This window comes from Paenibacillus sp. FSL H7-0942, assembly GCF_045040715.1.
Classification (GTDB): domain Bacteria; phylum Bacillota; class Bacilli; order Paenibacillales; family Paenibacillaceae; genus Paenibacillus; species Paenibacillus amylolyticus.
The window spans coordinates 4,792,631-4,817,154 of the sequence record NZ_CP150279.1 but is presented as its reverse complement, the minus strand read 5'-3'; the positions used below and the strand labels follow the sequence as shown (position 1 = coordinate 4,817,154).

The 24,524-nt window shown below is 46.2% G+C and carries 19 protein-coding genes; all 19 read left to right on the top strand.

Features of this window, described 5'->3' with window-relative positions; genetic code table 11:
* Window positions 1-141: 141 nt before the first annotated feature.
* The 19 genes from MHI48_RS21445 to murG all read left to right on the top strand — a co-directional run bounded on the left by MHI48_RS21445 (window position 142) and on the right by murG (window position 24,502).
* On the top strand, window positions 142-1,101 hold the full coding sequence (locus MHI48_RS21445) for a ketopantoate reductase family protein (protein ID WP_076328094.1): 960 nt from the start codon (window positions 142-144) through the stop codon (window positions 1,099-1,101).
* Window positions 1,101-1,475: a DUF3397 domain-containing protein gene (locus MHI48_RS21440; RefSeq protein WP_036674826.1), complete on the top strand. Its 375-nt coding sequence runs from the start codon at window positions 1,101-1,103 to the stop codon at window positions 1,473-1,475. Before MHI48_RS21445 ends, MHI48_RS21440 begins: the two co-directional genes overlap by 1 nt.
* A 153-nt stretch (window positions 1,476-1,628) precedes the next feature.
* Window positions 1,629-3,326 carry an ABC transporter substrate-binding protein gene (locus MHI48_RS21435; RefSeq protein ID WP_076328093.1) on the top strand — a complete coding sequence of 566 codons (1,698 nt, stop codon included), beginning with the start codon at window positions 1,629-1,631 and terminating at the stop codon, window positions 3,324-3,326.
* A 189-nt stretch (window positions 3,327-3,515) separates the two neighbouring features.
* Window positions 3,516-4,448 carry an ABC transporter permease gene (locus MHI48_RS21430; RefSeq protein WP_036614893.1) on the top strand — a complete coding sequence of 311 codons (933 nt, stop codon included), beginning with the start codon at window positions 3,516-3,518 and terminating at the stop codon, window positions 4,446-4,448.
* Window positions 4,449-4,495: 47 nt separating this feature from the next.
* Entirely contained in the window at window positions 4,496-5,377 is an 882-nt protein-coding gene (locus MHI48_RS21425) for an ABC transporter permease (RefSeq protein ID WP_370511422.1), read from the top strand.
* Between the two features lie 17 nt (window positions 5,378-5,394).
* Window positions 5,395-7,164, top strand: coding sequence for an ABC transporter ATP-binding protein (locus MHI48_RS21420; RefSeq protein WP_036614890.1), 1,770 nt, complete (start codon window positions 5,395-5,397; stop codon window positions 7,162-7,164).
* A gap of 157 nt (window positions 7,165-7,321) precedes the next feature.
* On the top strand, window positions 7,322-8,953 hold the full coding sequence (bshC, locus tag MHI48_RS21415; RefSeq protein ID WP_405141701.1) for a bacillithiol biosynthesis cysteine-adding enzyme BshC: 1,632 nt from the start codon (window positions 7,322-7,324) through the stop codon (window positions 8,951-8,953).
* A 44-nt stretch (window positions 8,954-8,997) separates the two neighbouring features.
* Window positions 8,998-10,263 (top strand): adenosylhomocysteinase, encoded by a 1,266-nt coding sequence (locus tag MHI48_RS21410; RefSeq protein ID WP_036614885.1) that lies wholly within the window; start codon window positions 8,998-9,000, stop codon window positions 10,261-10,263.
* A gap of 274 nt (window positions 10,264-10,537) precedes the next feature.
* Window positions 10,538-10,975, top strand: a complete 438-nt coding sequence (mraZ, locus tag MHI48_RS21405; RefSeq protein ID WP_405141698.1) for a division/cell wall cluster transcriptional repressor MraZ — start codon at window positions 10,538-10,540, stop codon at window positions 10,973-10,975.
* Between the two features lie 18 nt (window positions 10,976-10,993).
* Window positions 10,994-11,944 (top strand): 16S rRNA (cytosine(1402)-N(4))-methyltransferase RsmH, encoded by a 951-nt coding sequence (rsmH, locus tag MHI48_RS21400; protein WP_036674830.1) that lies wholly within the window; start codon window positions 10,994-10,996, stop codon window positions 11,942-11,944.
* 27 nt (window positions 11,945-11,971) lie between these two features.
* The gene (locus MHI48_RS21395) at window positions 11,972-12,400 is read left to right on the top strand and encodes a hypothetical protein (protein ID WP_036674831.1); all 429 of its coding nucleotides are present in this window, start codon (window positions 11,972-11,974) and stop codon (window positions 12,398-12,400) included.
* Window positions 12,401-12,412: 12 nt separating this feature from the next.
* Window positions 12,413-14,746, top strand: a complete 2,334-nt coding sequence (locus MHI48_RS21390) for a penicillin-binding transpeptidase domain-containing protein (RefSeq protein ID WP_340030902.1) — start codon at window positions 12,413-12,415, stop codon at window positions 14,744-14,746.
* A gap of 94 nt (window positions 14,747-14,840) precedes the next feature.
* Window positions 14,841-16,793, top strand: coding sequence for a stage V sporulation protein D (locus tag MHI48_RS21385; RefSeq protein ID WP_036614879.1), 1,953 nt, complete (start codon window positions 14,841-14,843; stop codon window positions 16,791-16,793).
* 140 nt (window positions 16,794-16,933) lie between these two features.
* Window positions 16,934-18,421, top strand: a complete 1,488-nt coding sequence (locus tag MHI48_RS21380; protein ID WP_340030900.1) for a UDP-N-acetylmuramoyl-L-alanyl-D-glutamate--2,6-diaminopimelate ligase — start codon at window positions 16,934-16,936, stop codon at window positions 18,419-18,421.
* The gene (gene murF, locus MHI48_RS21375) at window positions 18,421-19,833 is read left to right on the top strand and encodes a UDP-N-acetylmuramoyl-tripeptide--D-alanyl-D-alanine ligase (RefSeq protein WP_340033050.1); all 1,413 of its coding nucleotides are present in this window, start codon (window positions 18,421-18,423) and stop codon (window positions 19,831-19,833) included. The genes MHI48_RS21380 and murF overlap by 1 nt, the downstream gene beginning before the upstream one ends.
* Before the next feature lie 12 nt (window positions 19,834-19,845).
* On the top strand, window positions 19,846-20,814 hold the full coding sequence (mraY, locus tag MHI48_RS21370) for a phospho-N-acetylmuramoyl-pentapeptide-transferase (protein WP_047843751.1): 969 nt from the start codon (window positions 19,846-19,848) through the stop codon (window positions 20,812-20,814).
* Between the two features lie 3 nt (window positions 20,815-20,817).
* Window positions 20,818-22,239 (top strand): UDP-N-acetylmuramoyl-L-alanine--D-glutamate ligase, encoded by a 1,422-nt coding sequence (gene murD, locus MHI48_RS21365; protein ID WP_253501944.1) that lies wholly within the window; start codon window positions 20,818-20,820, stop codon window positions 22,237-22,239.
* A gap of 48 nt (window positions 22,240-22,287) precedes the next feature.
* Window positions 22,288-23,385: a stage V sporulation protein E gene (gene spoVE, locus MHI48_RS21360; protein ID WP_047843749.1), complete on the top strand. Its 1,098-nt coding sequence runs from the start codon at window positions 22,288-22,290 to the stop codon at window positions 23,383-23,385.
* A 7-nt stretch (window positions 23,386-23,392) separates the two neighbouring features.
* Window positions 23,393-24,502, top strand: coding sequence for an undecaprenyldiphospho-muramoylpentapeptide beta-N-acetylglucosaminyltransferase (gene murG, locus MHI48_RS21355; RefSeq protein ID WP_036674835.1), 1,110 nt, complete (start codon window positions 23,393-23,395; stop codon window positions 24,500-24,502).
* Window positions 24,503-24,524 lie beyond the last annotated feature (22 nt).

Here is a 24,524-nt window from a genome sequence, read left to right as displayed (position 1 = left end):
CGTTTGATTTGTGAAAGTCAGGTATGAACCCGCCACACCTCCGTTACACAACGGCAGGTATGACGGGTTTTTAGTTTGGTGTTTTTGTTCTATTATAGATAATAGAAGGAGAAACTACTGAAGCGGAGAGGAGTGCATCATATGATCATTGACATCGTAGGAGCGGGGGCACTTGGTCTTTTGTATGGCGGGAAACTGCTGGCGTCAGGTAACCAGGTCAGATTTTGGACCAGAACAACAGCTCAGGCAGACCTCCTCAGCCATAATGGAGTAACCATTGTGGAACAAGACGAGGAGATACATATTCTACCGGATCAAATACAGGCGAAACCAATAAGTAAGCTGACTGACACATGGAAGAACACACAAGGAGAATGGTTACTGCTCATGGTTAAGCAGACAAGCATTGATGATTTCATTGATGAGATTAGTCCATTACAAGATCATGTGCTGAATGTCGCTTGTTTTCAGAATGGGATGGGCCATCTTACAAAACTTCAAGCAGCTTTGCCAAAGTCGCTTCTGTGTAGTGCGGTTACAACAGAAGGTGCGAAGCGAACACAAAGTCAGGTGACTCGTGCAGGTACAGGTGAAACTAGGCTGGGGAGGTACAACATACATATAGGAGCTTCTACCTCTATAGAGGAGCAGAGAACATTTACTCTGTCGGGATCGTTGCAGCAGGCAGGATTTGACTGTACAGTGTCGAATGAAATCGATAAGCTGATATACAGGAAACTATTGATTAATTCAGTCATTAACCCGCTCACGGCACTATGGCGAATCCCTAATGGAGAATTGATCGTCAAGGAAGAACGAAAGAGGCTAATGCGCCAGTTATATGATGAAGTATTGTTAATCTACTCTGCAAGTGGAATATGTTTGGATCAGGATATGTGGGATCAACTGATATCGGTTTGTCGTTCTACTGCCACGAATACTTCCTCCATGCTTGCAGATGTTCTCGCTGGACGTGGTACAGAAGTGAGGTCAATTAACGGTCATATTGTAAAGATGGCACAGAAGTTGGACCTTTTTGCACCTACACATGAAATACTGCTTCATCTGATTGAAGGAATGCAACCGGAAGGAGTGAATTAATGGGACTTTTTATTGTGTTGAGCATATTGCCCTTTTTTCCGTTCTTTCTTGTCTATTGGGGCATGTACGTATGGAAAAAAGACAAACGTAAAGCATTGCGAATGGCAATGGATGTAACCACTTTTTTTCTTGTATTTTCAGTTTCAGCGTTATTCAACTTAACATTTGATTCGAATTTTGGTTTTTATCTGACATTAATACTCATACTAGTAGCACTTGGATTCATCGGGGGTGCGCAAAATCGACTAAAAGGGAAGGTCGATAGGGGTAGAATGTTCCGGGCCGTATGGCGCATGTCTTTCGTTATCATGAGTTTCGGGTATGTTTTGTTTACTTTATTTGGATTATTTAGATACTTCATGCAACTGATGTAAGGTTACATAACGCAAAAGAGGCAAAAAATGTGTCGATTTTGTCGAAAACTGAAAAAAACATTACTTTCTGAAAAAGTAATGTAGATTTTTTTGACCGGTGGTTGTATAATCTATAAACATATAAACCATATCAATTTAGGGGGAACGTGTTAGATGAAAAGGAAAAGTCTATTAGTCCTTTTGACGCTGATTTTGGCGTTCGGTACCGTACTTGCAGCGTGCGGATCGAAAAACGAAGGCACAGGTAACACCGATACTGGTTCTGCAAACGAAGGAAATGGTCTTGCTAAAGATCAAATTCTGAAAATCAACCTGTCAGCTGAACCTCCTACGTTGGACCCGGCTCAAGCAAAAGACAGCCAAACCAACACAGTTCTGAAATTCTTGTACGAAGGTCTTGTACGCATTGATGCTGATGGTAAAGAACAAGCAGGCGTAGCTAAAGACTGGAAAATTTCCGAAGATGGTTTGAAATATGTTTTCAACCTGAACCCGGAAGCTAAATGGAGCAACGGTGATGCAATCACTGCCGAAGACTTTGTTCGTTCTTGGGAACGTGCTTTGAAACCGGAAACAGCTTCTCCATATGCATACCAATTGTACTACATTAAAGGTGCTGAAGGTTACAACCTCAGCAAAGATGAAACATACAAAGGTACTAAAGTCACAGATTTCTCACAAGTAGGCGTTAAAGCTACTGATGAGCACACATTGGAAGTAACGTTGGAAAACCCAACACCTTACTTCTTGGGTCTGACAGCATTCTACACGTACTACCCAGTACATGCATCTGCTGACACCAATGACAAATTCTTCACAGACTACAAAAACATGATCGTTAACGGACCATTTGTAATGGATCAATACTCTAAAGGTCAAAAAATTGTTGTGAAGAAAAACGATGGTTACCATGCAGCTGCCGATATTAAATTGGCTCAAATCGATATGTCTCTGACAAACAGCAGTGCTTCCGAACTGCAAGCTTACAAATCAGGACAATTGGACTACACTGGTGCACCTAACGGTGAAATTCCATCCGACCAAATTCCTTCTGTAAAAGCGGAATTGCCGGACGAGTTCAAAGCTACTGGTATTGCAAGTACGTACTACTATCAGTTCAACGTAAACGAAGCACCATTTAACAACGTAAAAATCCGTAAAGCATTTGCAATGGCAATTCAGCGTCAGCTGATTGTTGACAAAGTTACACAAGGTGGACAAATTCCAGCATTCGGCTTTGTACCTCCAGGTATCCGTGGTGAAAACGGCGAATTCCGTGATGAGCACAAAGACGATTACTTCACAGAAAATGTTGAAGAAGCTAAAGCATTGCTTGCTGAAGGTATGAAAGAAGAAGGTTACACAACATTGCCAGCTGTTACGTTGATCTACAACACTAGTGATGGTCACGCGAAAATCGCTTTGGCGGTTGCTGACATGTGGAAACAAAATCTTGGTGTTGATGTGAAAACAGAAAACCAAGAGTGGGGCGTATTCCTTGAGAACCGTCAAAACCAAAACTTCCAAGTAGCTCGTGCAGGTTGGTCTGCTGACTACAACGATCCATACAACTTCTTGGAAATGTGGACTACTGGAAACACAAACAATGATTCCAAATTCAGCAACGAACAGTATGACAAAGATGTTAAAGAAACTGTAAAATCTGCTGATCCAGCTGCACGTATGGCTGCATTTGCTGACGCTGAGAAAATCCTGATTCAAGATGAAATGGGCGTTATGCCAATCTATTATTACACTAACGTATCTTTGACTAAGCCTTACCTGAAAGGTGTACAACTTGATTTCAGTGGAGCTATTGACTACACTCGTGCATATCTGGAAGAGAAATAAGTTGTTCTGAAGTCTAATATGAATACTTCGGGATATATATGTGGAATTCCATATATATCCCGATTTTTTGTATGTGCACCGATTTTCCTTATAATTCTTGAAATTTCCGATAAATGGATTGGACTTTATTTCTGTCTAATTCTACAATCGATTTGTATACAAAATATTGTTTGTGGAGGTGTGCAAGGGTTGGTTAAGTATGTGTTGAAAAAACTATTATTTATGCTGCTATCGCTTTTCATACTCGCATCTGCAACCTTCTTCCTGATGAAGGCTATTCCGGGTGACCCTTTTACATCTGAGAAAAAAGTATCGCCTGAAATTCGGGTCTTGCTGGAACAGAAGTATGGATTGGACAAACCGATGTATGAACAATACCTGAAGTATATGGGTGGAATCATTAAGGGAGATTTCGGAGTCTCAATGAAATATCTCAATCGAGATGTAGCCGGAATGATCGGCGAAACATTCACCGCTTCGCTGAAGCTTGGAGTGTTTGCAATTGTTATCTCCATTATCGTGGGTGTTCTGCTGGGCCTTATTGCTGCAGTTTACCATCGTAAACTCATTGATGATATCACGATGATCCTGGCTGTCATAGGGATAGCTGTTCCGAGCTTCTTGCTTGCGTCACTATTGCAGTATCTCTTTGCTACTAAATTAGGCTGGTTTAACGTTATGGGCTTTGATGGTCCATTGGATTATGTTCTTCCGGTTGCAGCGCTATCTGCATCTCCGATTGCTTTTATCGCTCGTTTGACGCGTTCGAGCATGCTTGAAGTTTTACATGCAGATTATATCAAAACAGCTAAAGCCAAAGGTTTGAAATGGCCTGCAATCATGTTTAAACACGTTGTAAGAAACGGTATTCTACCAGTAGTAACTTATGTTGGTCCAATGACAGCGAATATCATCACAGGTTCCGTTGTAATTGAACAGATCTTTAACATCGGGGGAATTGGTAAAGTATTCGTAGAGAGTATCACAAACCGTGATTACACTATGATCATGGGGATTACGATTTTCTATGGTATCCTCCTGATGTTGGCTCGTTTCTTTACGGATATCGCTTACGTGCTGATTGATCCTAGAATTAAGCTGGAAAGCCGGAAGGGGGCATAACGTTGTCTGGCACGAATAATAAAAAGAATGAAACGGCGAACACGAACCTGACTAGTCAGGCAGCGGTTAAACCGCAAGAAAGTGTATCCCTTTTTAAAGATGCCATGTACAGACTTGCAACCAATAAGGCTGCAATGATCAGTCTGAGCGTGTTGGTTCTTGTCGTGATTTTCTCTTTGATTGGTCCAACTTCTTTGTTTACAAGTTATAATTATTATTCCAATGATTTGTTGAATGCCAATGCAGCACCGAGTGCGGAGCACTGGTTCGGTACGGACGAGCTTGGTCGCGACGTGTGGGTAAGAACTTGGGTAGGAGCACGTGTATCCCTTACTGTAGGTTTGGCCGCAGCCTTGATTGACCTTGTTATCGGGGTTATTTATGGAGCGATCATGGGTTTCTATGGTGGACGTGTAGATGGAATTATGAACAAGTTTTCCGAAATCCTCTACTCCTTGCCGTACATGCTTGTTGTAATTTTGTTGCTGGTTGTACTGGAACCAAGTCTGACAACGATTATCATTGCCCTCACCATCACAGGCTGGATCAGCATGTCATGGATTGTGCGTGGTGAAATTATGCAACTCAAAAACAGAGACTTTATTCTTGCTGCAAGGTCCATGGGAGCAAGCACAGGGCGTCAATTGTTCCGTCATTTGTTGCCCAATGCAATAGGACCGATTCTTGTAACATTGACGTTGTCCATTCCAAATGCAATCTTTGCTGAAGCGTTCCTGAGCTTCCTTGGATTGGGTGTATCAGCACCAAGATCTTCACTTGGTTCTATGATCAATGATGCACTTACAGGCTGGACGCTTTTCCCGTGGCGGATGTGGTTCCCAGCAGGTCTGATGGTTCTTACAATGCTTGCATTTAACTTGCTCGGAGACGGTCTGCGTGACGCACTCGATCCGAAATTACGTAAATAGAAACAGGAGGTGGGATTATGGAGCCGATTTTAACTGTCAAAGACCTGAGTGTGTCGTTCTCAACACGTTCTGGTGAATTTGATGCCGTTAAACATGTGAGTTTTGAACTTGGCAAAGGAGAGACGCTGGGGATCGTAGGTGAATCGGGTAGTGGTAAGAGTGTTACCGCCCAAACCATCATGAAATTGATTCCCTCCCCGCCTTCGAAGGTCAAAAGCGGAGAAATTACTTTTCACGGGCAAGACCTGCTGAATAAGACAGACAAACAAATGGAAGCGATTCGTGGTAAAGATATCGGTATGATCTTCCAAGATCCAATGACTTCATTGAATCCTACCATTAAAATTGGTAAACAAATTACTGAAGTATTGCGCAAGCATCAGAACATGTCCAAACAAGCGGCGAATAAAGCGGCTTTGGAGATGCTGGAACTTGTAGGTATCAAGAATGCGGCTATCCGCATGAATCATTATCCTCACCAATTCTCTGGTGGTATGCGTCAGCGTGCCATGATTGCGATCGCGCTTGCATGTCGTCCATCCCTCCTGATTGCGGATGAGCCGACAACTGCACTTGACGTTACAATTCAGGCTCAAATTCTGGATGTCATGAAAGACATGCAGCAAAAGCTGGGAACATCGATCATGCTGATTACGCATGACCTTGGTGTCGTAGCGGGTATGTGTGACCGTGTTGTTGTTATGAAGGAAGGCGAAGTTGTTGAAACAGGAACAACTGCTGAAATCTTTAGTAACCCTCAACATCCATACACCATTAAATTGCTGAATGCCTTGCCACGTCTGGACGAGCCCAAAAAGGAAAAACCAGCTCCGGCTGGTATTATCAAAGGCAGCAATAAGCCTCTGGTACAAGTGAAAAACTTGAAACAGTACTTTAATTTGGGTAAAGGTAACATTCTCAAAGCTGTCAATGACGTAAGCTTTGATATCTTTGAAGGTGAAACACTTGGCGTTGTAGGCGAGTCTGGCTGTGGTAAATCCACAACAGGTCGTACCATTCTGCGTCTTTATGAGCCAACTGGCGGAAATGTTAACTTCAACGGAACGGATATCTACAAGTTGTCCCCGCGCAAAATGAAAGAAATGCGTAAAGATATGCAGATGATCTTCCAAGATCCATATGCATCTCTTAACCCGCGTTTCAATGTTATGGATATTATCGGGGAGTCACTCGATATTCATGGTCTGGCTTCCAGCTCTAAAGAGCGCAAGAGACGAGTGGAGGAACTGCTTGATCTGGTAGGTTTGAATCCAAGTCATGCACTTCGTTATCCACATGAATTCTCCGGTGGTCAAAGACAACGGATCGGGATTGCGCGTGCGCTTGCTGTAGACCCTAAATTCATCATCTGTGATGAGCCATTGTCTGCACTGGATGTATCCATTCAGGCGCAGGTCGTTAAATTGCTTGAAGAACTTCAGCAACGTCTCGGCTTGACATACCTGTTTATTGCGCATGACTTGTCAATGGTTAAACATATCAGTGACCGTGTAGCTGTAATGTACATGGGTAAAGTGGTTGAGCTCGCAGAAAGTGAAGAACTATATGCGAACCCTGTCCACCCTTACACCAAAACATTGCTTTCCGCGATCCCTGTACCTGATCCGGAAGTGGAAGCGAACAAACGTCGCATCTTGCTGCCAGAAGAGCATATGAGCCCGATTCAGAACGGATCTGGCGGTCCTGCAAATGATCCGTACAACCTGGAAAATTCTCAATTGATTGAGGTTTCCAAAGGTCACTGGGTTGCAGAACCTTACGTATAATAGGAATATTAAAGCGATATGCTATTATTGATGTATTAAATGCCGCCGACTCGTTCGGCGGTTTTTTTCGTATTTTAATTACTTTCTTTTGACGAAGCGGCCCTGAATTCGGTACAATCAAGAAAGGCTCTTTGAAGCAGAATAGGAGGCAGACCTCATGAACGGTATTACCGAGGCACTCCGCAGCGGATCAAGACTTGCAGAAGATTATATCTGTTCAAGAGATGCTGCGCGTGGCCTTTACGAGTATGACATTCGCTGGGAATCAGGACTTCAGGCGCGTGCCGAGTGGCTGGACCAATCGGAAAACACACGTATTGATCGTCGTGATCTGGCAGAGTATTTACGTATATATAATAAGCGGGTGAACGACCATGGAGAGGTTCATGCGTCCATCACACGTCTTGCAGAACAAGATGCACTAGTGGTTACAGGAGGACAGCAGAGCGGTCTGCTCACCGGACCACTGTTCGTCATATACAAAGCCGCCAGCGTAGTGGCAGCTGCGCGTGAAGCGGAAGAAAGACTTCAACGCCCGGTAGTCCCAGTATTTTGGATTGCCGGTGAAGACCATGACTGGGATGAGGTTAACCACACATATCTACCTGATCGTCAGGGAGACATGAAGAAGGTTAAGTTACAAGGACGATTCGCAGGAAGGGATTCTGTGAGTAATGTTCATGTGGATACGCAGCAGTGGATGAATGTACTCGAACAGGTGGAACATCTTTTACCTGATACGATACATAAACCAGGACTGATGAAATGCATCACAGAGATCCATCAATCCAGTTCAAATCTGAGTGATGCATTTGCCCGCATGATATCTGCTTTGTTTGCCAGCAGTGGACTTGTTCTAATGGATGCATCGGATCCAGATTTACGCAGGTTGGAACAGCCCGTGTTTGAGCGGTTGATACGAAAAAATGAAGTGCTGCGCAGCGCATACACTCAAGGTGCTTCGCTGGTACAACAAGCTGGTTATGCTATGCCTGCCGAAGTGGCGGAGGATGGAGCCAATCTGTTCTACATTCATGAAGGTACGCGTCTACTCTTGTTGTTGAAGGACGGTTTATATAGTGATCGCAAAGGTTTGGTTTCTTTCTCAGAGGAACGTTTGCTTCAGGAACTGGGAGAACATCCGGAGCGCTTCAGTAACAACGTATTGACACGACCATTAATGCAAGATTCCGTGTTGCCTGTAGCCGCTGTTATTTTGGGGCAAGGTGAAATTGCATATTGGGGTTTGACTCGGGAAGCATTCCGTCAGTTCGGCCTGCAAATGCCCATTTTGTTGCCGCGGTTGTCTTTCACCATTATGGAAGATATTCATCACAAACATATGAAACAATATGGACTTTCTTTTCAGGATGTTCAATATCATATGGAAGAAAAGAAGGAGCAATGGCTCGCACAGCAGGAGACGTTCCAGGTAGATGAACAGTTTGACAAGGTTCAGGAAGCGTTTCTTGATCTGTATGGACCGTTGCTAGATGAGATCGCGGAGATTCATCCGGGGCTGGAACGAATTGGCGACACCAATTTGAGTAAAATCAACGAGCAAATGCAGTATCTGAAACAACAGACTCACAAAGCTATCGAAGATAAACACAATGTGAGTCTAAGGCACTGGAACGGCATTCAGAACTCCTTATTCCCAACGGGCAAACCACAGGAACGAGTACATAATGCACTCTTTTACCTGAATCGTTATGGCACCGAGTGGATCGATGAACTGATTAAGGCCTCAAGTGAATTCCTTGGAGAGCATAAGGTTATTGCACTGTAGAGCCCTTTATAATAGAAGAAACACATAAACGAGGAGGACGTGAAATGACTACACCTGCATTGCAAAACAGTATTGTTAAAGATATGGGACTCGCTTCAGAGGGTCACCTGAAAATTGATTGGGTAGAAGCGCATATGCCGGTACTGAACCGCATTCGTCGCCAGTTCGAACAGGATCTGCCCTTCAAAGGTTTGAAGGTTGCCATTTGTCTTCATCTGGAAGCGAAAACAGCTTACTTGGCAAAAGTGATCCAAGCCGGTGGAGCAGAAGTGACGATTACGCATAGCAATCCATTGTCTACACAAGATGATGTTTGCGCAGCATTGGTGGAAGACGGTGTTACGGTGTATGCGAAGTACAATCCGGAGCCTGCGGAATTCAAATCACTGCAACTGCGTGCGCTTGAGGTGAAGCCTGATCTCATTATTGATGATGGTGGAGACTTTGCAACCATTATTGCATCCGAGCGCCCTGACCTCGCAGCAACCATTCGCGGAGGAGCAGAAGAAACGACAACGGGTATTATTCGTTTGAAAGCATTGGCGAAAGAAGGCCAATTGAAGTTTCCGATGGTTGCGGTTAATGACGCATACTGCAAGTATCTGTTTGACAATCGCTACGGTACTGGACAATCTGCATTCGACGGGATTATTCGTACAACTAACTTGGTTATCGCTGGTAAAAACGTAGTGGTAGCAGGTTATGGCTGGTGTGGTAAAGGTGTAGCGATGCGCGCCAAAGGTCTTGGTGCCAATGTGATCGTAACCGAGATCGATCCAATCAAAGCGGTAGAAGCACACATGGATGGGTTCCGAGTCATGACGATGGTGGAAGCCGCCAAATTGGGCGATTTCTTTATCGCAGTTACAGGCAATAAGGATGTTATCACAGGGGAGCATTACGATGTGATGAAGGACGGAGCGATCCTGAGTAATGCAGGTCACTTTGATGTTGAAGTGAATAAACCTGAACTGGCTAAACGTTCGGAATCGATTCGCACAGTTCGTCGCAACATTGAGGAATATCGTTTCAAAGACGGTCGTAAAATGTACCTTCTTGCAGAAGGTCGTCTTGTGAACCTGGGTGCAGCAGATGGTCACCCTGCCGAAATCATGGATACGACGTTTGCTCTGCAGGCGCTTGGTCTGCGTTATGTAAGTGAGAATTATGAAAACTTGGGTAAAAACGTTGTTAATGTACCTTATGATATTGACCAGCAGGTTGCCAGCTATAAACTTGAAAGCCTGAATATTGGCATCGACTCCTTGTCAGCTGAGCAAGTGAAATACCTGGATAGCTGGAAATTTTAAGCACTATCCAATAATTACAAGCTGATGAAATGATTCAATAGGTATAGAATGGTTTATTGATGATATGGCTCATGTGCGGGTAGACATACGATTGCCCGTTTAAGGGAAGCGTCTTTGATCCTGAGTGACAGGATCAAGGACGTTTTTTTTATGCTGAAAAATTAAAAAATCAAGTCATGCAAGAAGGGTTTTGATTTTTTTGTGCGAATCTATTATGCTTAGGTGGTGGAAAGTGGGGCAAAGTGGGAGAAACGGGTGAGGAGTGAGTGGGCCAATGTTTATGGGGGAGTTCCAACATAGCATTGATGATAAGGGTCGGATGATCATTCCGGCTAAATTCCGCGAATCTCTGGCACCGTCTTTCGTTGTCACACGGGGTTTGGACCAGTGTCTTTTCGTGTACCCCATGGAGGAGTGGGGGGTCATGGAACAGAAGCTCAAAGCACTGCCATTGATGAAATCTGATGCACGTGCGTTTACCCGGTTTTTTTTCTCGGGTGCAACCGAATGTGAACTGGACAAACAGGGCAGGGTAAATCTGCCGGGCAATTTAAGAGAGTATGCCAAGCTGGACAAGGATTGTGTTGTTCTTGGCGTGTCGAACCGGGTGGAGATTTGGAGCAAAGGCATATGGGAGAGTTATTTCAATCAATCCGAAGAAGCATTCAACGACATTGCCGAAAAGCTGGTCGATTTTAATTTTGATTTATAAAGTCAGGAGGGGTGCAGGTTGTTTCACCACATAACCGTACTCAAAGAAGAGGCAACAGAGGGATTAAACATCAAGCAGGACGGTATATACGTGGACTGCACTTTAGGCGGTGGCGGACATAGCTCCGTGATTGCTTCCAAGCTCGGTCCAGGGGGACGTCTGATCGCACTTGATCAGGATGATTGGGCTTTGGATAATGCTCGCGAGAAGCTCGCAGCTTATGGAGAACGTGTAACATTGGTGAAAACCAATTTTCGGGATCTGGAACAGGTACTCAAGGATCTGGATGTACCAATGAAGGATGGTGTACCACAGGTCGACGGTATTTTGTACGACTTGGGTGTGTCATCCCCGCAATTTGATGAAGGAGAACGTGGATTCAGCTACAATCACGATGCTCCGCTCGATATGCGAATGGACCAGGATGCAATGCTGACGGCCAAAGAGATTGTGAATGAGTGGCCAGAAGAAGAGATTGCTCGAATTTTGTATCGCTATGGTGAAGAGAAGTTTTCGAGAAGAATTGCCCGTGTTATCGTGGGAAAACGAGCGCAATCTACCATTGAGACGACAGGTGAACTCGTGGAACTGATCAAGGAAGGCATCCCGGCGGCAGCTCGCCGTACAGGTGGACATCCTGCCAAACGCAGCTTCCAGGCATTACGCATTGCCGTCAACGATGAGTTGGGTGCGTTTGAAGAAGGCTTACATCAGGCTGTTCGTTGTCTGGCACCAGGAGGACGTGTATCTGTTATTACCTTCCACTCCCTTGAGGATCGGATATGTAAACAGATTTTCAGCAGTTATCTGGAAAAATGTACATGTCCACCCGATTTTCCGTTGTGTGTATGCGGCGGCAAGGGGACCCTGCGTTTAGTTAACAGAAAACCGTTGATTCCAACGGAAACGGAATTGACCGAAAATTCACGTGCTCGTTCAGCCAAGCTGCGCGTAGCCGAGAAATTGTAGATCAAGAGTGGAGGAGAGAATCGGAGTATGGCATATACACGTGGTAATCTCGCTGTAAAAGAAAAAGCGTCCCAGGAACGTGTGACCCAGCAACGATACAAAGAAACCACCAAAGTGGTGACCCGTCGTACGGGTCTTCCGGCACGCGAGAAGATTTTGTATCTGATTACCCTGGTTGCAGTTATCCTTGTTGGAGGAGCCTTGATGTCTCGTTATGCTCATATCTATGATCTGAACAAGCAGGCGCAGTCCACTATTTCGGATATCAAGGGGTATGAAAAGACGATTGCAGACCTGCAGGTGGAAAAAGAAACATTGAACAACCAGGTCATCGAAAATGCAAAACAACTTGGTTACGTTGAAGCTTCCGGTAAGGATGTCATTTATGTACCTCGCTCAACAAGTACGAAATCAACTGGCACTGAGTCGTCCTCGAATACAGCAAGCAGTAAGTAAAGAGGTGTTCCGATGATAAAAAGAATAAAGATGCGCACGTTGCTTATAGGGGGATGTATTACCCTCTTTTTTCTTGTACTCGTAACCCGAATCTTTTTCATTCAGGTTGTGAATGGCGGTGAATGGCAGAAACGGGCAGCCGGTTTGGTAGAGCGGGAACAGACGATTAAGGCTGCACGTGGAACGATTACGGATCGAAATGGTAATATTTTGGCTACCGATGCCCCTGCGTATACGGTTTCTGTTAATCCGTTATTAATTAATGAACTCGGAATTCAGGATGTTGTTACGGAGAAACTCTCTACCCTTCTTGGGAAAAATGAGAGTGAGATGCGTGCTTTGGTCACAGCGAAGAAAAAAGATGGTGAGTTTTTTCAGCAACGTGAAGTACGGAGTGAAGGATATAAGATAAGTCCAGAGCTTGCGGAAAAAGTCAACGAACTGCGTGAGGAATTACAAGAAGAGTACAAGGCTCGTAATGCAATTGTGATGGCTCAGGAGTCGAAGCGTTTTTACCCTGAAGAAACACTTGCTTCTCACCTCTTGGGATATATGAGCCGTGATGGGAAAGCTGTCAATGGACTTGAAGTCTCATATGATGAAGCACTGACAGGTACAGATGGATATTTGAATTATCAGAAGGATGCCAAAGGCATTAAACTTCCGGATTCACAGGATAACTATCTGCCACCTCAGAACGGTAATAACCTTACGCTGACCATCGATGATACGATCCAGTTCTACATTGAGGATGCAATGAAAGAAGCCGTTGCCAAGTATAATCCACTGAGCATGACGGTCATTGCCGCGGACCCAAACACGATGGAGATTCTAGGGATGGCGAACTGGCCAACCTTTAACCCGAATACGTATGGGAGTACACCTGATCAAAAGAATTTTATCAACCATGCTACTCAATCAATCTATGAGCCAGGGAGTACATTCAAAATAGTTACGCTAGCAGGGGCTGTTGAAGAAAAACTCTTCGATCCCAATGCAAGTTTTGAATCCAAACGTATGTATATCGGTGGTTTCCCGATTAGTGATAATGGTCATTCCTATGGTTGGATCTCGTATCTCGAAGGTGTCAAACGGTCAAGTAACATTGCTTTTGTTAACTTGGGTTACAACATGCTTGGCGGTGAACGTCTGCGTCATTACATAGACGAATTCGGCTTCGGCAAAAAGACGGGTATTGATCTGCCAAATGAGGCAGCGTCCCCGATCAAGCCACTGGTTTACAAATCCGAGATTGCTACTGCTGCTTACGGTCACGGTCTTGTACAGGTAACACCAATTCAACAGGTCGCAGCCATCTCTGCGATTGCCAACGGCGGCAAATTGCTGGAGCCACATCTGGTGAAGGAGATCAAGAACCCGAATGATGGAACAACGGAAGTCATCAAACCCAAAGTTGTTCGTCAGGTGATTTCCAAGGAATCTTCCAAACTGGTGAGCGGTTATCTGGAACAAGTGGTTGCAGACCAAACGATTGGTACCGGTCGTAACGCCTATATTGAAGGTTACCGTGTAGCTGGTAAGACAGGTACAGCAAGAAAGGTTGTTAACGGAGCATACAGCAAGTCAAAAGACGTTGTATCGTTTATTGGATTCGCGCCCGTGAATAATCCGAAGATTGCTATACTTGTTGTCATTGACCAACCGGATGGAACCAACATTGGGGGAGGAACCGCAGCTGCGCCGGTGTTCAAAAAGATTGTCAGCCAGACTCTTCAATACATGGGAATACCCAAAGATACAGCCAAAACTCCTGACAAAAAGTCAAAAGAAGTCTCTGTCGTGCAAGCCAAGGCGCCTGACTTAAGTGGCAAGACAGCCAAACAAGCCAGAAGCCAGCTTCTAAGCGCAGGTATTGCTTATGTGACTCTTGGTCAAGGTGATAATGTAATTCGGCAGTATCCGGTTGCTGGCGCTTCTATGAATCCAGGCCAACGAATCTATCTGCTAACGGAAGAAAGCAGCAAGATGAAGATTCCCGATCTAACAGGTGAATCTCTCCGTGATGCCCTAGAAGTACTTTCTCTCATGAAAGTGGGGGTTACAGTCAAGGGCGAGGGTTATGTCGTGAAACAAACCGAGCAGGTCGCAGGTGAGCAGAGAACTGTGCAGTTGAACTTGCAAACTGCCAAAGCTGCAGTGACAGGTATAGCCGATGAGGCTCCAATCTCTTCTGATCCGTCGTCAGAAGCTGAAGTGAAGGAACAAGAGGCTTCGGCCGGAGAAGTTAAAACCGACGAAACAGACGAAACAGATAACAACAAGGCTCCTGCCAATGAAACCGAATCCTCTGACGATCCAGCAACAAACGGAGCTACGCTTCCTTAGGGAGCTCTGACAGCTTGTTCTAACCCCCGGTTGTCCTGAATATTCATGAATGGAACGAATGTCATGATTTTGGGACGAGTGGGGGGATCTTTTCGTGAAGGGATCAAGCGTAAATCTGCGGCGCAGGTTGCTATGGAGTTTAATGATTTTAGTTTTGTTATTTTCGGCCCTGATGATCAGGCTTGCTTATGTACAGCTCGGGGAAGGCCCTGAATTGTCAGCAAAAGCAGAAGAATCCTGGCGGCGTAATATTCCTTACTCAGCCAAGCGAGGGGAGATCCTGGATCGAAATGGAACCTCTCTGGCCTATAATGTGACAACACCAACCATTATGGCCATTCCGGCTCAGGTGAAAGAAGCTGAAACGACGGCTAAAGCGCTGGCCCCATTGCTTGGGATGACGGAAGAAAAAGTGCTCGCAACCATCAAGAAACGAGAACTCATTGTACGACTACAACCCGGCGGCCGCAAAATTACGATGGAGAAAGCTCAGCGCATCCGTGATTTGAAGCTTCCGGGTATCGTTGTTGCTGAAGACAATAAACGTTTTTATCCTTATGATGATTTGGCTGCCCATATTCTTGGTTTTACGGGCATTGATAATCAGGGCTTAACGGGTGTCGAGAAGAAATATGATGATAAGCTGAATGGTTTGAATGGCAGTGTGTCCTACTTGTCCGATGCGGCCGGAAGGCTAATGCCGGGCTCATCCGAGAAGTATGTGGAACCGAAGGACGGCCTTAACCTCAAGCTGACCATTGATAAATCCATTCAGTCCATCATGGAGAGAGAACTGGATCAGGCCATGGTGAAGTTCCAGGCGAACTCAGCATTGGCCATAGCGATGAATCCCAAAACGGGTGAAATTTTGGGGATGTCCAGTAGACCGGGATACGAACCTGCCGATTATCAGCAATATCCAGCGGAGATATACAATCGCAATTTACCGATCTGGATGACCTACGAGCCGGGCTCAACATTTAAGATCATTACTTTGGCAGCAGCGCTTGAAGAGAAAAAGGTCAATCTGCAACAGGATCAATTTTTTGATCCCGGATACGTTGAGGTGGGTGGAGCTCGTCTGCGTTGCTGGAAAAAGGGCGGCCACGGAAGTCAGACCTTCTTACAAGTTGTGGAGAACTCATGTAACCCGGGCTTTGTGGCTTTGGGGCAGAGGCTGGGCAAAGAATCGCTCTTCTCCTATATTAAAGACTTTGGTTTCGGTACCAAGACAGGGATCGACCTCAGCGGAGAAGCCAGTGGAATTCTGTTCAAACTGTCCAGAGTGGGACCTGTCGAGCTTGCAACGACGGCTTTTGGTCAAGGTGTATCCGTAACGCCCATTCAGCAAGTAGCAGCTGTGTCAGCGGCCATCAATGGGGGTAAACTTTACAAGCCTTATGTTACGAAAGCGTGGGTCCATCCGGTCACAGGGGAAGTCATGGAAGAAGCCAAGCCGGAGCTGGTTCGTCAGGTGATCTCGGAGAATACATCCAAACAAGTACGTGAAGCACTCGAGAGTGTTGTTGCAAAAGGTACCGGGCGTCCGGCATTCATTGATGGGTACCGGGTCGGTGGTAAAACAGGTACAGCCCAGAAGGTCATCAACGGACGTTATTCCTCAACCGAGCATATCGTATCCTTTATCGGATTTGCACCGGCAGATGATCCACAGATTGTAGTCTATACCGCAGTGGATAATCCCAAAGGAATACAGTTCGGAGGTGTGGTTGCCGCCCCGATTGTACAGAACATCCTTGAAGATGCTTTGCACTATATGAATGTACCTGTTCGGAAGGATCAGGTCGCCAAAGAATACAAGTATGGTGAAACCAAAATCGTGACAGTCCCAGACCTGACAGGAGCTACTGTTGAAGATCTGTACGAAGACCTGAACATGAATTTTATGCTGGCGAAGTCTGGCAGTGGTAAATACGTGATTAATCAGGCACCTAAACCTGGGGCGAGGGTAGATCAGGGATCAACCATCCGCATTTATATGGGGAATGTACTTAACGATGCACATGATCACACAAAGGATGAATAACGGGGCTTAGGGGTAGTTTGAAGCTTCTAGCGCAACAAAATTCATCCAGGTGCGTTTCATTATTGGGTTGTATTGACGATATTAATAAATACAGACATATGTTAAAACAGAAGTATAATTGGAAAAGTGAGGTTATTCATGTGCTTTTAAAACAATTTGCATCGATGCTGACCACCGCCCGCCTCGTGGGCGAATCAAATACAGAATGCCAAAACCTTCAGACAGATTCCCGGCAGGTAAAACCGGGTGATCTGTTTATCTGTCTTCCGGGACATACAGTAGATGGTCATGATTATGCAGAAAAAGCTGTAAATGCCGGTGCAGTTGCATTAGTGGTTGAACGGCAGCTGGATCTGCCTGTACCACAATTGCTGGTGAAGGATAGCCGATTTGCGATGGCTGTTTTGGCAGATTTCTTTTTTGACTCGCCAAGCCAGAAGATGAATATGATTGGTGTAACGGGAACGAACGGAAAAACAACGACCACCTATTTGATTGAAAAAATCATGAGTGATTACGGACGCAAGACGGGATTGATCGGTACTATTCAAATGCGGTATGACGGTCGCACCTACCCGATGTCAGGAACAACACCAGAGGCGCTTGATCTGCAGCGTAGTCTGCATGATATGGTTCAGAAGGGTACGGACTGCTGTGTTATGGAAGTTTCTTCTCACGCATTGGAACAAGGGCGAGTAAAGGGAACAAATTTCCGTACTGCGGTATTCACTAACTTGACGCAAGATCATTTGGACTACCACCATTCCATGGAGGAATATCGCGGGGCCAAAGGATTGTTCTTCGCACGACTGGGTAACGGTTATACGGAAGATGCTTCACGGCGTAAATTCGCTGTTATCAATGCAGATGATCCGGCTGCGGCTTATTTCATCTCTGTGACTGCGGCTGAAGTGATTACATATGGCATGGGTGAAAAGGCGGATGTACGCGCATCCCAAATCTCAATCACGTCTCAGGGAACTTCTTTCCACGTGGATACATTTGCAGGCAGCACGGATATTCGCTTGCGCATGGTAGGCAAATTCAATGTGTACAATGCAATGGCAGCCATCTCTGCAGCGCTGGTGGAAGGTATTCCGCTGGAAGAGATCAAGCGCAGTCTGGAGACGGTTCCGGGCGTGGATGGACGTGTTGAAGGAGTGGACGAAGGACAGCCATTTGCTGTTATTGTCGATTATGCCCATACACCGGATGGACTGGAGAATGTGCTGCGGACGGTGAAAGAATTTGCCGAAGGGCGTGTAATCTGCGTGTTTGGTTGTGGTGGTGACAGGGACCGTACGAAACGTCCTCTCATGGGGAAAATTGCTGCGAATTATAGTGATTTTGTACTGGTTACTTCCGATAATCCACGGACAGAAGATCCGGATCTGATTCTCAAAGACATTGAACAGGGCCTGATTGAAGAATCCGTTCCTGCTGAACGTTATACGATGATTGTGGATCGGCGCCAGGCGATTCATGAAGCTATTGAAATGGCAAGCCCAGCCGATGTAGTATTGATTGCGGGCAAGGGTCACGAGACCTATCAGATTATCGGCACAACCAAAACCGATTTTGATGACCGAATCATAGCCAAAGAAGCGATAAGGGGCAAATCCAATTGATAAAAAGAACATTGGCACAATTGGCCGAGATGTGTGGAGGAACATTAAGTGACGTTGCCGCTCATGGCAATGTAATGGTCGAAGGGGTGTTTACCGATTCGCGTAAACCTCTTGAAGGCAGTTTGTTTATCCCGCTAGTGGGTGAAAGGTTTGACGGACACGAATTTGTGCAAACCTGTTTAGAGAAGGGGGCTGCAGGGGCGATCTGGCAAAAGGATCATGGTATTCCGCCACAAGGAGCTGTCATTGTTGTTGACGACACACTTGTCGCACTGCAAGCACTCGCATCTGCTTATCTAACGGAGAATAAAGCGGCTGTAGTCGGCATTACAGGCAGCAACGGCAAGACAACAACAAAGGACATCGTGGATGCCATTCTCTCAACGACGTTCAAAGTGCATAAGACGCAAGGCAACTTCAATAATCACATTGGTTTACCACTGACTGTACTAAGCATGGACCCGGATACCGAGATTATCATTTTGGAGATGGGTATGAGTGGTCGCGGGGAAATTAACGATCTGTCGGTTATTGCGCAGCCTGATGTAGCGGTCATTACCAATATTGGTGAATCACATCTGCTTCAGCTGGGGTCCAGACTGGAGATAGCCAGAGCCAAAGCCGAGATTGCCGCGGGATTGAAGCCTGGCGGGTTACTGATCTACAACGGAGACGAGCCTTTAATTGCACAAGTCCTTGAAGAACCCGCAACGAAACAACCCGATGGATTGCAGCGGTTTACATTTGGTCTGCAAACCGATAATGATGACTATCCTACCGGACTTATGAATGCGCAGAACGGGGTAGTTTTCACTACCAAACAGTCTGGAGAACATGCTTTTACGCTACCTCTGCTAGGAACGCATAATGTCGTTAACTGTCTGGCTGCTTTGGCAGTAGCCCGTCATTTTAAAGTGACGACGGAGCAGATTGCCGCGGGATTGTCTCGCTTGAAACTGACAGGCATGCGTATTGAGGTTACGCAAGGCCTTAGTGGTCTAACCCTGCTGAATGATGCATACAATGCAAGTCCAACCTCCATGAAGGCCGCAATCGATGTACTAGAAGGTCTGAAAGGATACCGCATGAAAGTGGCTGTGCTTGGTGATATGCTTGAACTCGGTCCCCAAGAGCAGGATCTGCATTACGGAATCGGAGAGTATATCACATCGGCCAAAATGGACATGGTGCTGGTATATGGTCCGCTATCAGCCAAGATTGCTGAAGGAGCAAGCAAGCATATGCCTACAGAGGCTGTGCATGCTTTTATAGATAAAGAAGAAATGACCCGTTATCTACTGGAGAAACTACATCCCAGAGACGTTGTTTTGTTCAAAGCCTCAAGAGGCATGAAGCTGGAGGACGTGGTCGAAGCACTACAAATAGCACCATTACAGAATCGAGTAGACTAGAGGGGTGAACCCATGGATTTTCAGGTATTACTGTTAACAATCGGCGTTTCATTTATTCTGGCGGTGATTGCCGCACCGCTCCTGATTCCGCTGTTACGCCGGATGAAATTCGGACAGCAAGTTAGGGAAGATGGGCCTCAGAGCCATTTGAAAAAAAGCGGAACACCTACAATGGGTGGAGTCGTCATTTTAGTTGCGTTCACATTGGCCTTTTTGAAATTTTCGGCAGTCAAGAATACAGACTTTTATGTCTTGCTCGTGGCTACGCTGGGATTCGGGCTCATTGGCTTCCTGGATGATTACATCAAAATTGTATTCAAACGTTCGCTGGGACTGACGGCCAGACAAAAAATGCTGGGCCAATTGTTCTTCAGTGCAGTGATGTGTTTCTTGCTGATCCAGAATGGACACAGCACAGCCATCTCTATTCCGGGAACGTCATTCTCGTTTGACTGGACCGGATGGTTCTATTATCCTTTTGTCGTATTCATGATGCTTGCCATTACCAATGCGGTTAACTTTACCGACGGTCTGGATGGTTTGCTGTCAGGGGTAAGTGCGATTGCCTTTGGTGCGTTTGCCATTGTGGCGATGCAAGCTACATCAATGCCTGCAGCAGTGTGTGCAGCAGCGATGATCGGAGCCGTACTCGGTTTTCTGGTATACAATGCACATCCGGCCAAAGTGTTTATGGGAGACACCGGTTCTCTCGGGATTGGCGGTGCGATTGGTGCGGTAGCCATTGTAACCAAAACAGAGCTTCTATTTGTCATCATTGGCGGTATTTTTGTTATCGAGATCCTGTCTGTCATCATTCAAGTGGTATCTTTCAAGACTCGTGGCAAGCGTGTATTCAAAATGAGCCCCATTCACCATCACTTTGAATTAAGTGGTTGGTCAGAATGGCGGGTTGTTATTACCTTTTGGGCGGTAGGCGCAATTTTGGCCGCTCTTGGACTTTATCTCAACAAGGGGTTGTAGATCATGAACCATCCTGAATCATATCGCGGACAACAAGTAGTCGTGCTCGGATTGGCCAAAAGCGGCGTACAGGTCGCCAAGGTGCTGGATCGCGCCGGAGCGAAGGTTACAGTAAATGATAAAAAAGAGAGAGATCAATGTCCCGAAGCTTCCGAATTGGAGGCTTTGGGAATTTCTGTTGTATGCGGAGGGCATCCGGATGATCTGATTCACAGTGGTGTGAAGCTGGTTGTCAAAAACCCGGGTATCCCATACCATGCTGCTCCTGTGCAGCAAGCTTTGGCATTGGGCATTGAAGTGGTGACCGAAGTAGAGGTTGCTTATCATCTATGTGCTGCACCCATGATCGGGATTACGGGTTCGAACGGCAAAACAACAACAACCACTTGGGTGGGGGAAATGTTGGAACATGCCGGCCTCAACCCGATCGTTGCCGGTAATATCGGAACACCTCTCTGTGAAGCGGCAGAGCAAGCTTCTCCAGATAACTGGATGGTTGTTGAACTTAGCAGTTTCCAGCTCAAAGGAACGGTTGATTTCCGTCCCCGGATTGCCAGCTTGCTTAACGTTGCAGAGACGCATCTGGACTATCATGGGGATCTGGATGATTATGTGGCTTCCAAAGCGAAACTGTTCGCGAATCAGCAGCCTGACGACGTGGCCATTCTGAATTGGGATGATGCGGTATGTCGTGGTCTGGTTCCTTACATCAAAGGCAGATTGCTTCCCTTCTCAATGATTGAGAAGTTGGATGTAGGTGTGTATGCAGATCCTCCTTATGTGGATGGAGAAGAGGATGATGTGAAGCGTCAGATTATCTACGCGGATGAAAAGGGAAATCACCACACCATTATTGACATCGAGAACATTGGCATCGCTGGACAATTCAATGTGGAAAATGCAATGGCCGCTGTGGCCATTGCCGTAGCGGCAGGAGCTGATCCTGCAGTGCTGGCTGCTCCGCTTGCAGATTTCAAGGCGGTTGAACACCGACTTGAATACGTTCTAGAGCATAATGGCTCTGCGTACTACAACAACTCCAAAGCGACCAATTCGAAAGCTACGGTTATGGCCCTGAATTCGTTCAAGGAACCGGTCGTATTAATTGCTGGCGGGTTGGATCGCGGGTCAGACATGATGGAGTTGTTACCCTTGTTCCAGGAACGGGTAAAAGCTGTCGTTGCAATTGGAGAGACACGGACAAAAATTGCCAAGGTCGCGGAACTTGCCGGATTAAAGCAAATTAAGGTCGTCGATAATGAGGAGGACGCTGCCCGGACGTTAACCGTTGCTGTGCAGGAAGCATCGAAGCTTGCAAGTGCCGGTGATGTCGTTTTGTTATCCCCGGCATGTGCAAGTTGGGACATGTTTGCTTCCTATGAAGAGCGGGGACGCATTTTTAAAGAGGCGGCGCATAACTTGTAAGTAGGGGGGTGGAAAAGCCCCTACTTCCATGCAAGGGGTGGCCTCCTGATGAAACAGACGCGACCGGCACCAGATATTTGGTTGCTGATTTGTATTTTGGCATTGCTTGCCATCGGCATTATTATGGTATATAGTGCGGGCTCGGTGCTTGCCTTTCATGACTATGGCGATTCATTTTATTTTGTAAAAAGACAGGCCCTGTTTGCGGTGCTTGGGCTTGTGGCCATGTTCGTAACTGCTAATGTAGACTACCGGGTGTGGAGGAAATATGCCAAGCCTATATTGATTGCCTGTTTTATTATGCTCATTGCGGTGCTCATTCCTGGAATCGGTGTGGTTCGCGGTGGTGCACGAAGTTGGCTGGGCATTGGTTCGTTCGGTATTCAGCCCTCAGAATTCATGAAGCTGGGCATGATTCTGTTTCTCGCTCACTGGCTGAGCAAGGAACCGGGCAAAATCAAAACCTTCACAACGGGGCTTCTGCCACCGCTGGGATTGATCGGTTTGGCTTTTGGGATTATTATGCTGCAACCTGATTTGGGGACTGGCACCGTAATGATGGGCGCAGCGATGCTTATTATTTTCACAGCCGGAGCGCGAATGAAACATCTGAGCTTGCTTGCTCTTGGCGGCGTAGCGGGGTTTGCAGCTTTGATTGCAGCAGCACCCTATCGGTTGCAGCGTATCACAGCGTTTTTGGACCCGTGGTCCGATCCGCTGGGTGCCGGATATCAGATCATTCAATCCTTATACGCAATTGGTCCTGGTGGACTGGCGGGATTGGGACTGGGTATGAGCCGGCAGAAGTACAGTTATGTACCTGAACCGCAAACGGACTTTATTTTTAGTATTTTGGCCGAAGAACTCGGCTTTATAGGTGGAATGATTGTATTATTGTTGTTTCTGGTGCTGGTGTGGAGAGGGATGCGTGTAGCCATGACCGTTCCGGATGCCTTCGGCAGTCTGCTTGGTGTTGGTATCGTAGGTATGGTCGCCGTACAGGTCATTATTAACATTGGTGTTGTCATTGGCATGATGCCTGTTACGGGCATTACATTGCCTCTGATCAGTTACGGCGGATCATCATTGACCCTCATGCTCACAGCACTGGGCATTTTAGTGAATTTATCCCGTTATGCGAGGTGACTATGCGATGCGAGTCGTTCTAAGCGGTGGCGGTACGGGTGGACATATCTATCCGGCCGTTGCCATAGCAAGACAATGCGAGGCGGAGAATCCGGACTCGACATTTCTATACATCGGAGGAACCAGAGGGCTGGAAAGTAAACTGGTTCCCCAAGAAAATATTCCTTTTAAATCCATTGATATTACGGGTTTTCGACGGAAATTGTCCATCGAAAACCTGAAAACGGTCATGCGTTTCATTCAAGGTGTACGCAAGTCCAAAAAAATGCTGAAGGAATTCAAACCGGATGTTGTGATTGGTACAGGTGGATATGTGTGTGGACCTGTGGTGTATGCAGCAACAAAACTGGGGATTCCGAGTATAATTCATGAACAGAACGCCATCCCTGGTCTGACGAACAAATTTTTGATGCGTTATGTGGACACGGTTGCCGTTAGCTTTGAAGGTTCTGAAAAATCGTTTTCCGGCGCAAAAAAGGTGATCTACACCGGTAATCCGCGAGCGACTACGGTAGCTCAGGCTAGCCGTGATCGTGGTTTTGCAACGTTAGGTGTACCGATGAACAGCCGTGTTGTTCTTGTGGTTGGTGGCAGTCGCGGGGCAAAAGCAATCAATCAGGCCATGGTGGACATGGCTCCAATGCTGGAACAACTGGATGATGTACATGTCGTTTACGTGACAGGGGATACCTATTTTGATGAAACGCGTGAAGCCATTCGCAGCTCATTGGGTACGATGCCAAACCACCTGCATGTCTTGCCTTACGTGCATAATATGCCTGAGGTGCTTGCCTGCACATCCTTGATTGTAAACCGCGCAGGTGCATCATTCCTTGCGGAGATTACATCACTGGGTATTCCTTCGATCCTGATTCCGTCACCTAACGTGACTAATAATCATCAGGAAGCCAATGCACGCACGCTTGAGGGTGGAGGTGCATCACTCACGATGCTGGAGAAGGATCTTACAGGCAAAGTCCTGTATGAAGCCATCGCCAAGATTATGAATGATGAATCGGGACGCAAACGAATGGCTGAAGCCTCCCGGAAACTGGGGAAACCCGATGCAGCTGAAGTGCTTGTTCATGAAATTCAGCGTCTTGCTGCACGCCGATAAAGTGTGATTGTGGGCGATTGTC

Bases quoted from the DNA above. Each gene is read 5' to 3' on its own strand.
- MHI48_RS21445 (WP_076328094.1), top strand. From the start codon at position 142: ATGATCATTGACATCGTAGGAGCGGGGGCACTTGGTCTTTTGTATGGC.
- MHI48_RS21440 (WP_036674826.1), top strand. From the start codon at position 1,101: ATGGGACTTTTTATTGTGTTGAGCATATTGCCCTTTTTTCCGTTCTTT.
- MHI48_RS21435 (WP_076328093.1), top strand. From the start codon at position 1,629: ATGAAAAGGAAAAGTCTATTAGTCCTTTTGACGCTGATTTTGGCGTTC.
- MHI48_RS21420 (WP_036614890.1), top strand. From the start codon at position 5,395: ATGGAGCCGATTTTAACTGTCAAAGACCTGAGTGTGTCGTTCTCAACA.
- bshC (WP_405141701.1), top strand. From the start codon at position 7,322: ATGAACGGTATTACCGAGGCACTCCGCAGCGGATCAAGACTTGCAGAA.
- MHI48_RS21410 (WP_036614885.1), top strand. From the start codon at position 8,998: ATGACTACACCTGCATTGCAAAACAGTATTGTTAAAGATATGGGACTC.
- mraZ (WP_405141698.1), top strand. From the start codon at position 10,538: ATGTTTATGGGGGAGTTCCAACATAGCATTGATGATAAGGGTCGGATG.
- MHI48_RS21395 (WP_036674831.1), top strand. From the start codon at position 11,972: ATGGCATATACACGTGGTAATCTCGCTGTAAAAGAAAAAGCGTCCCAG.
- MHI48_RS21390 (WP_340030902.1), top strand. From the start codon at position 12,413: ATGATAAAAAGAATAAAGATGCGCACGTTGCTTATAGGGGGATGTATT.
- mraY (WP_047843751.1), top strand. From the start codon at position 19,846: ATGGATTTTCAGGTATTACTGTTAACAATCGGCGTTTCATTTATTCTG.
- murD (WP_253501944.1), top strand. From the start codon at position 20,818: ATGAACCATCCTGAATCATATCGCGGACAACAAGTAGTCGTGCTCGGA.
- spoVE (WP_047843749.1), top strand. From the start codon at position 22,288: ATGAAACAGACGCGACCGGCACCAGATATTTGGTTGCTGATTTGTATT.
- murG (WP_036674835.1), top strand. From the start codon at position 23,393: ATGCGAGTCGTTCTAAGCGGTGGCGGTACGGGTGGACATATCTATCCG.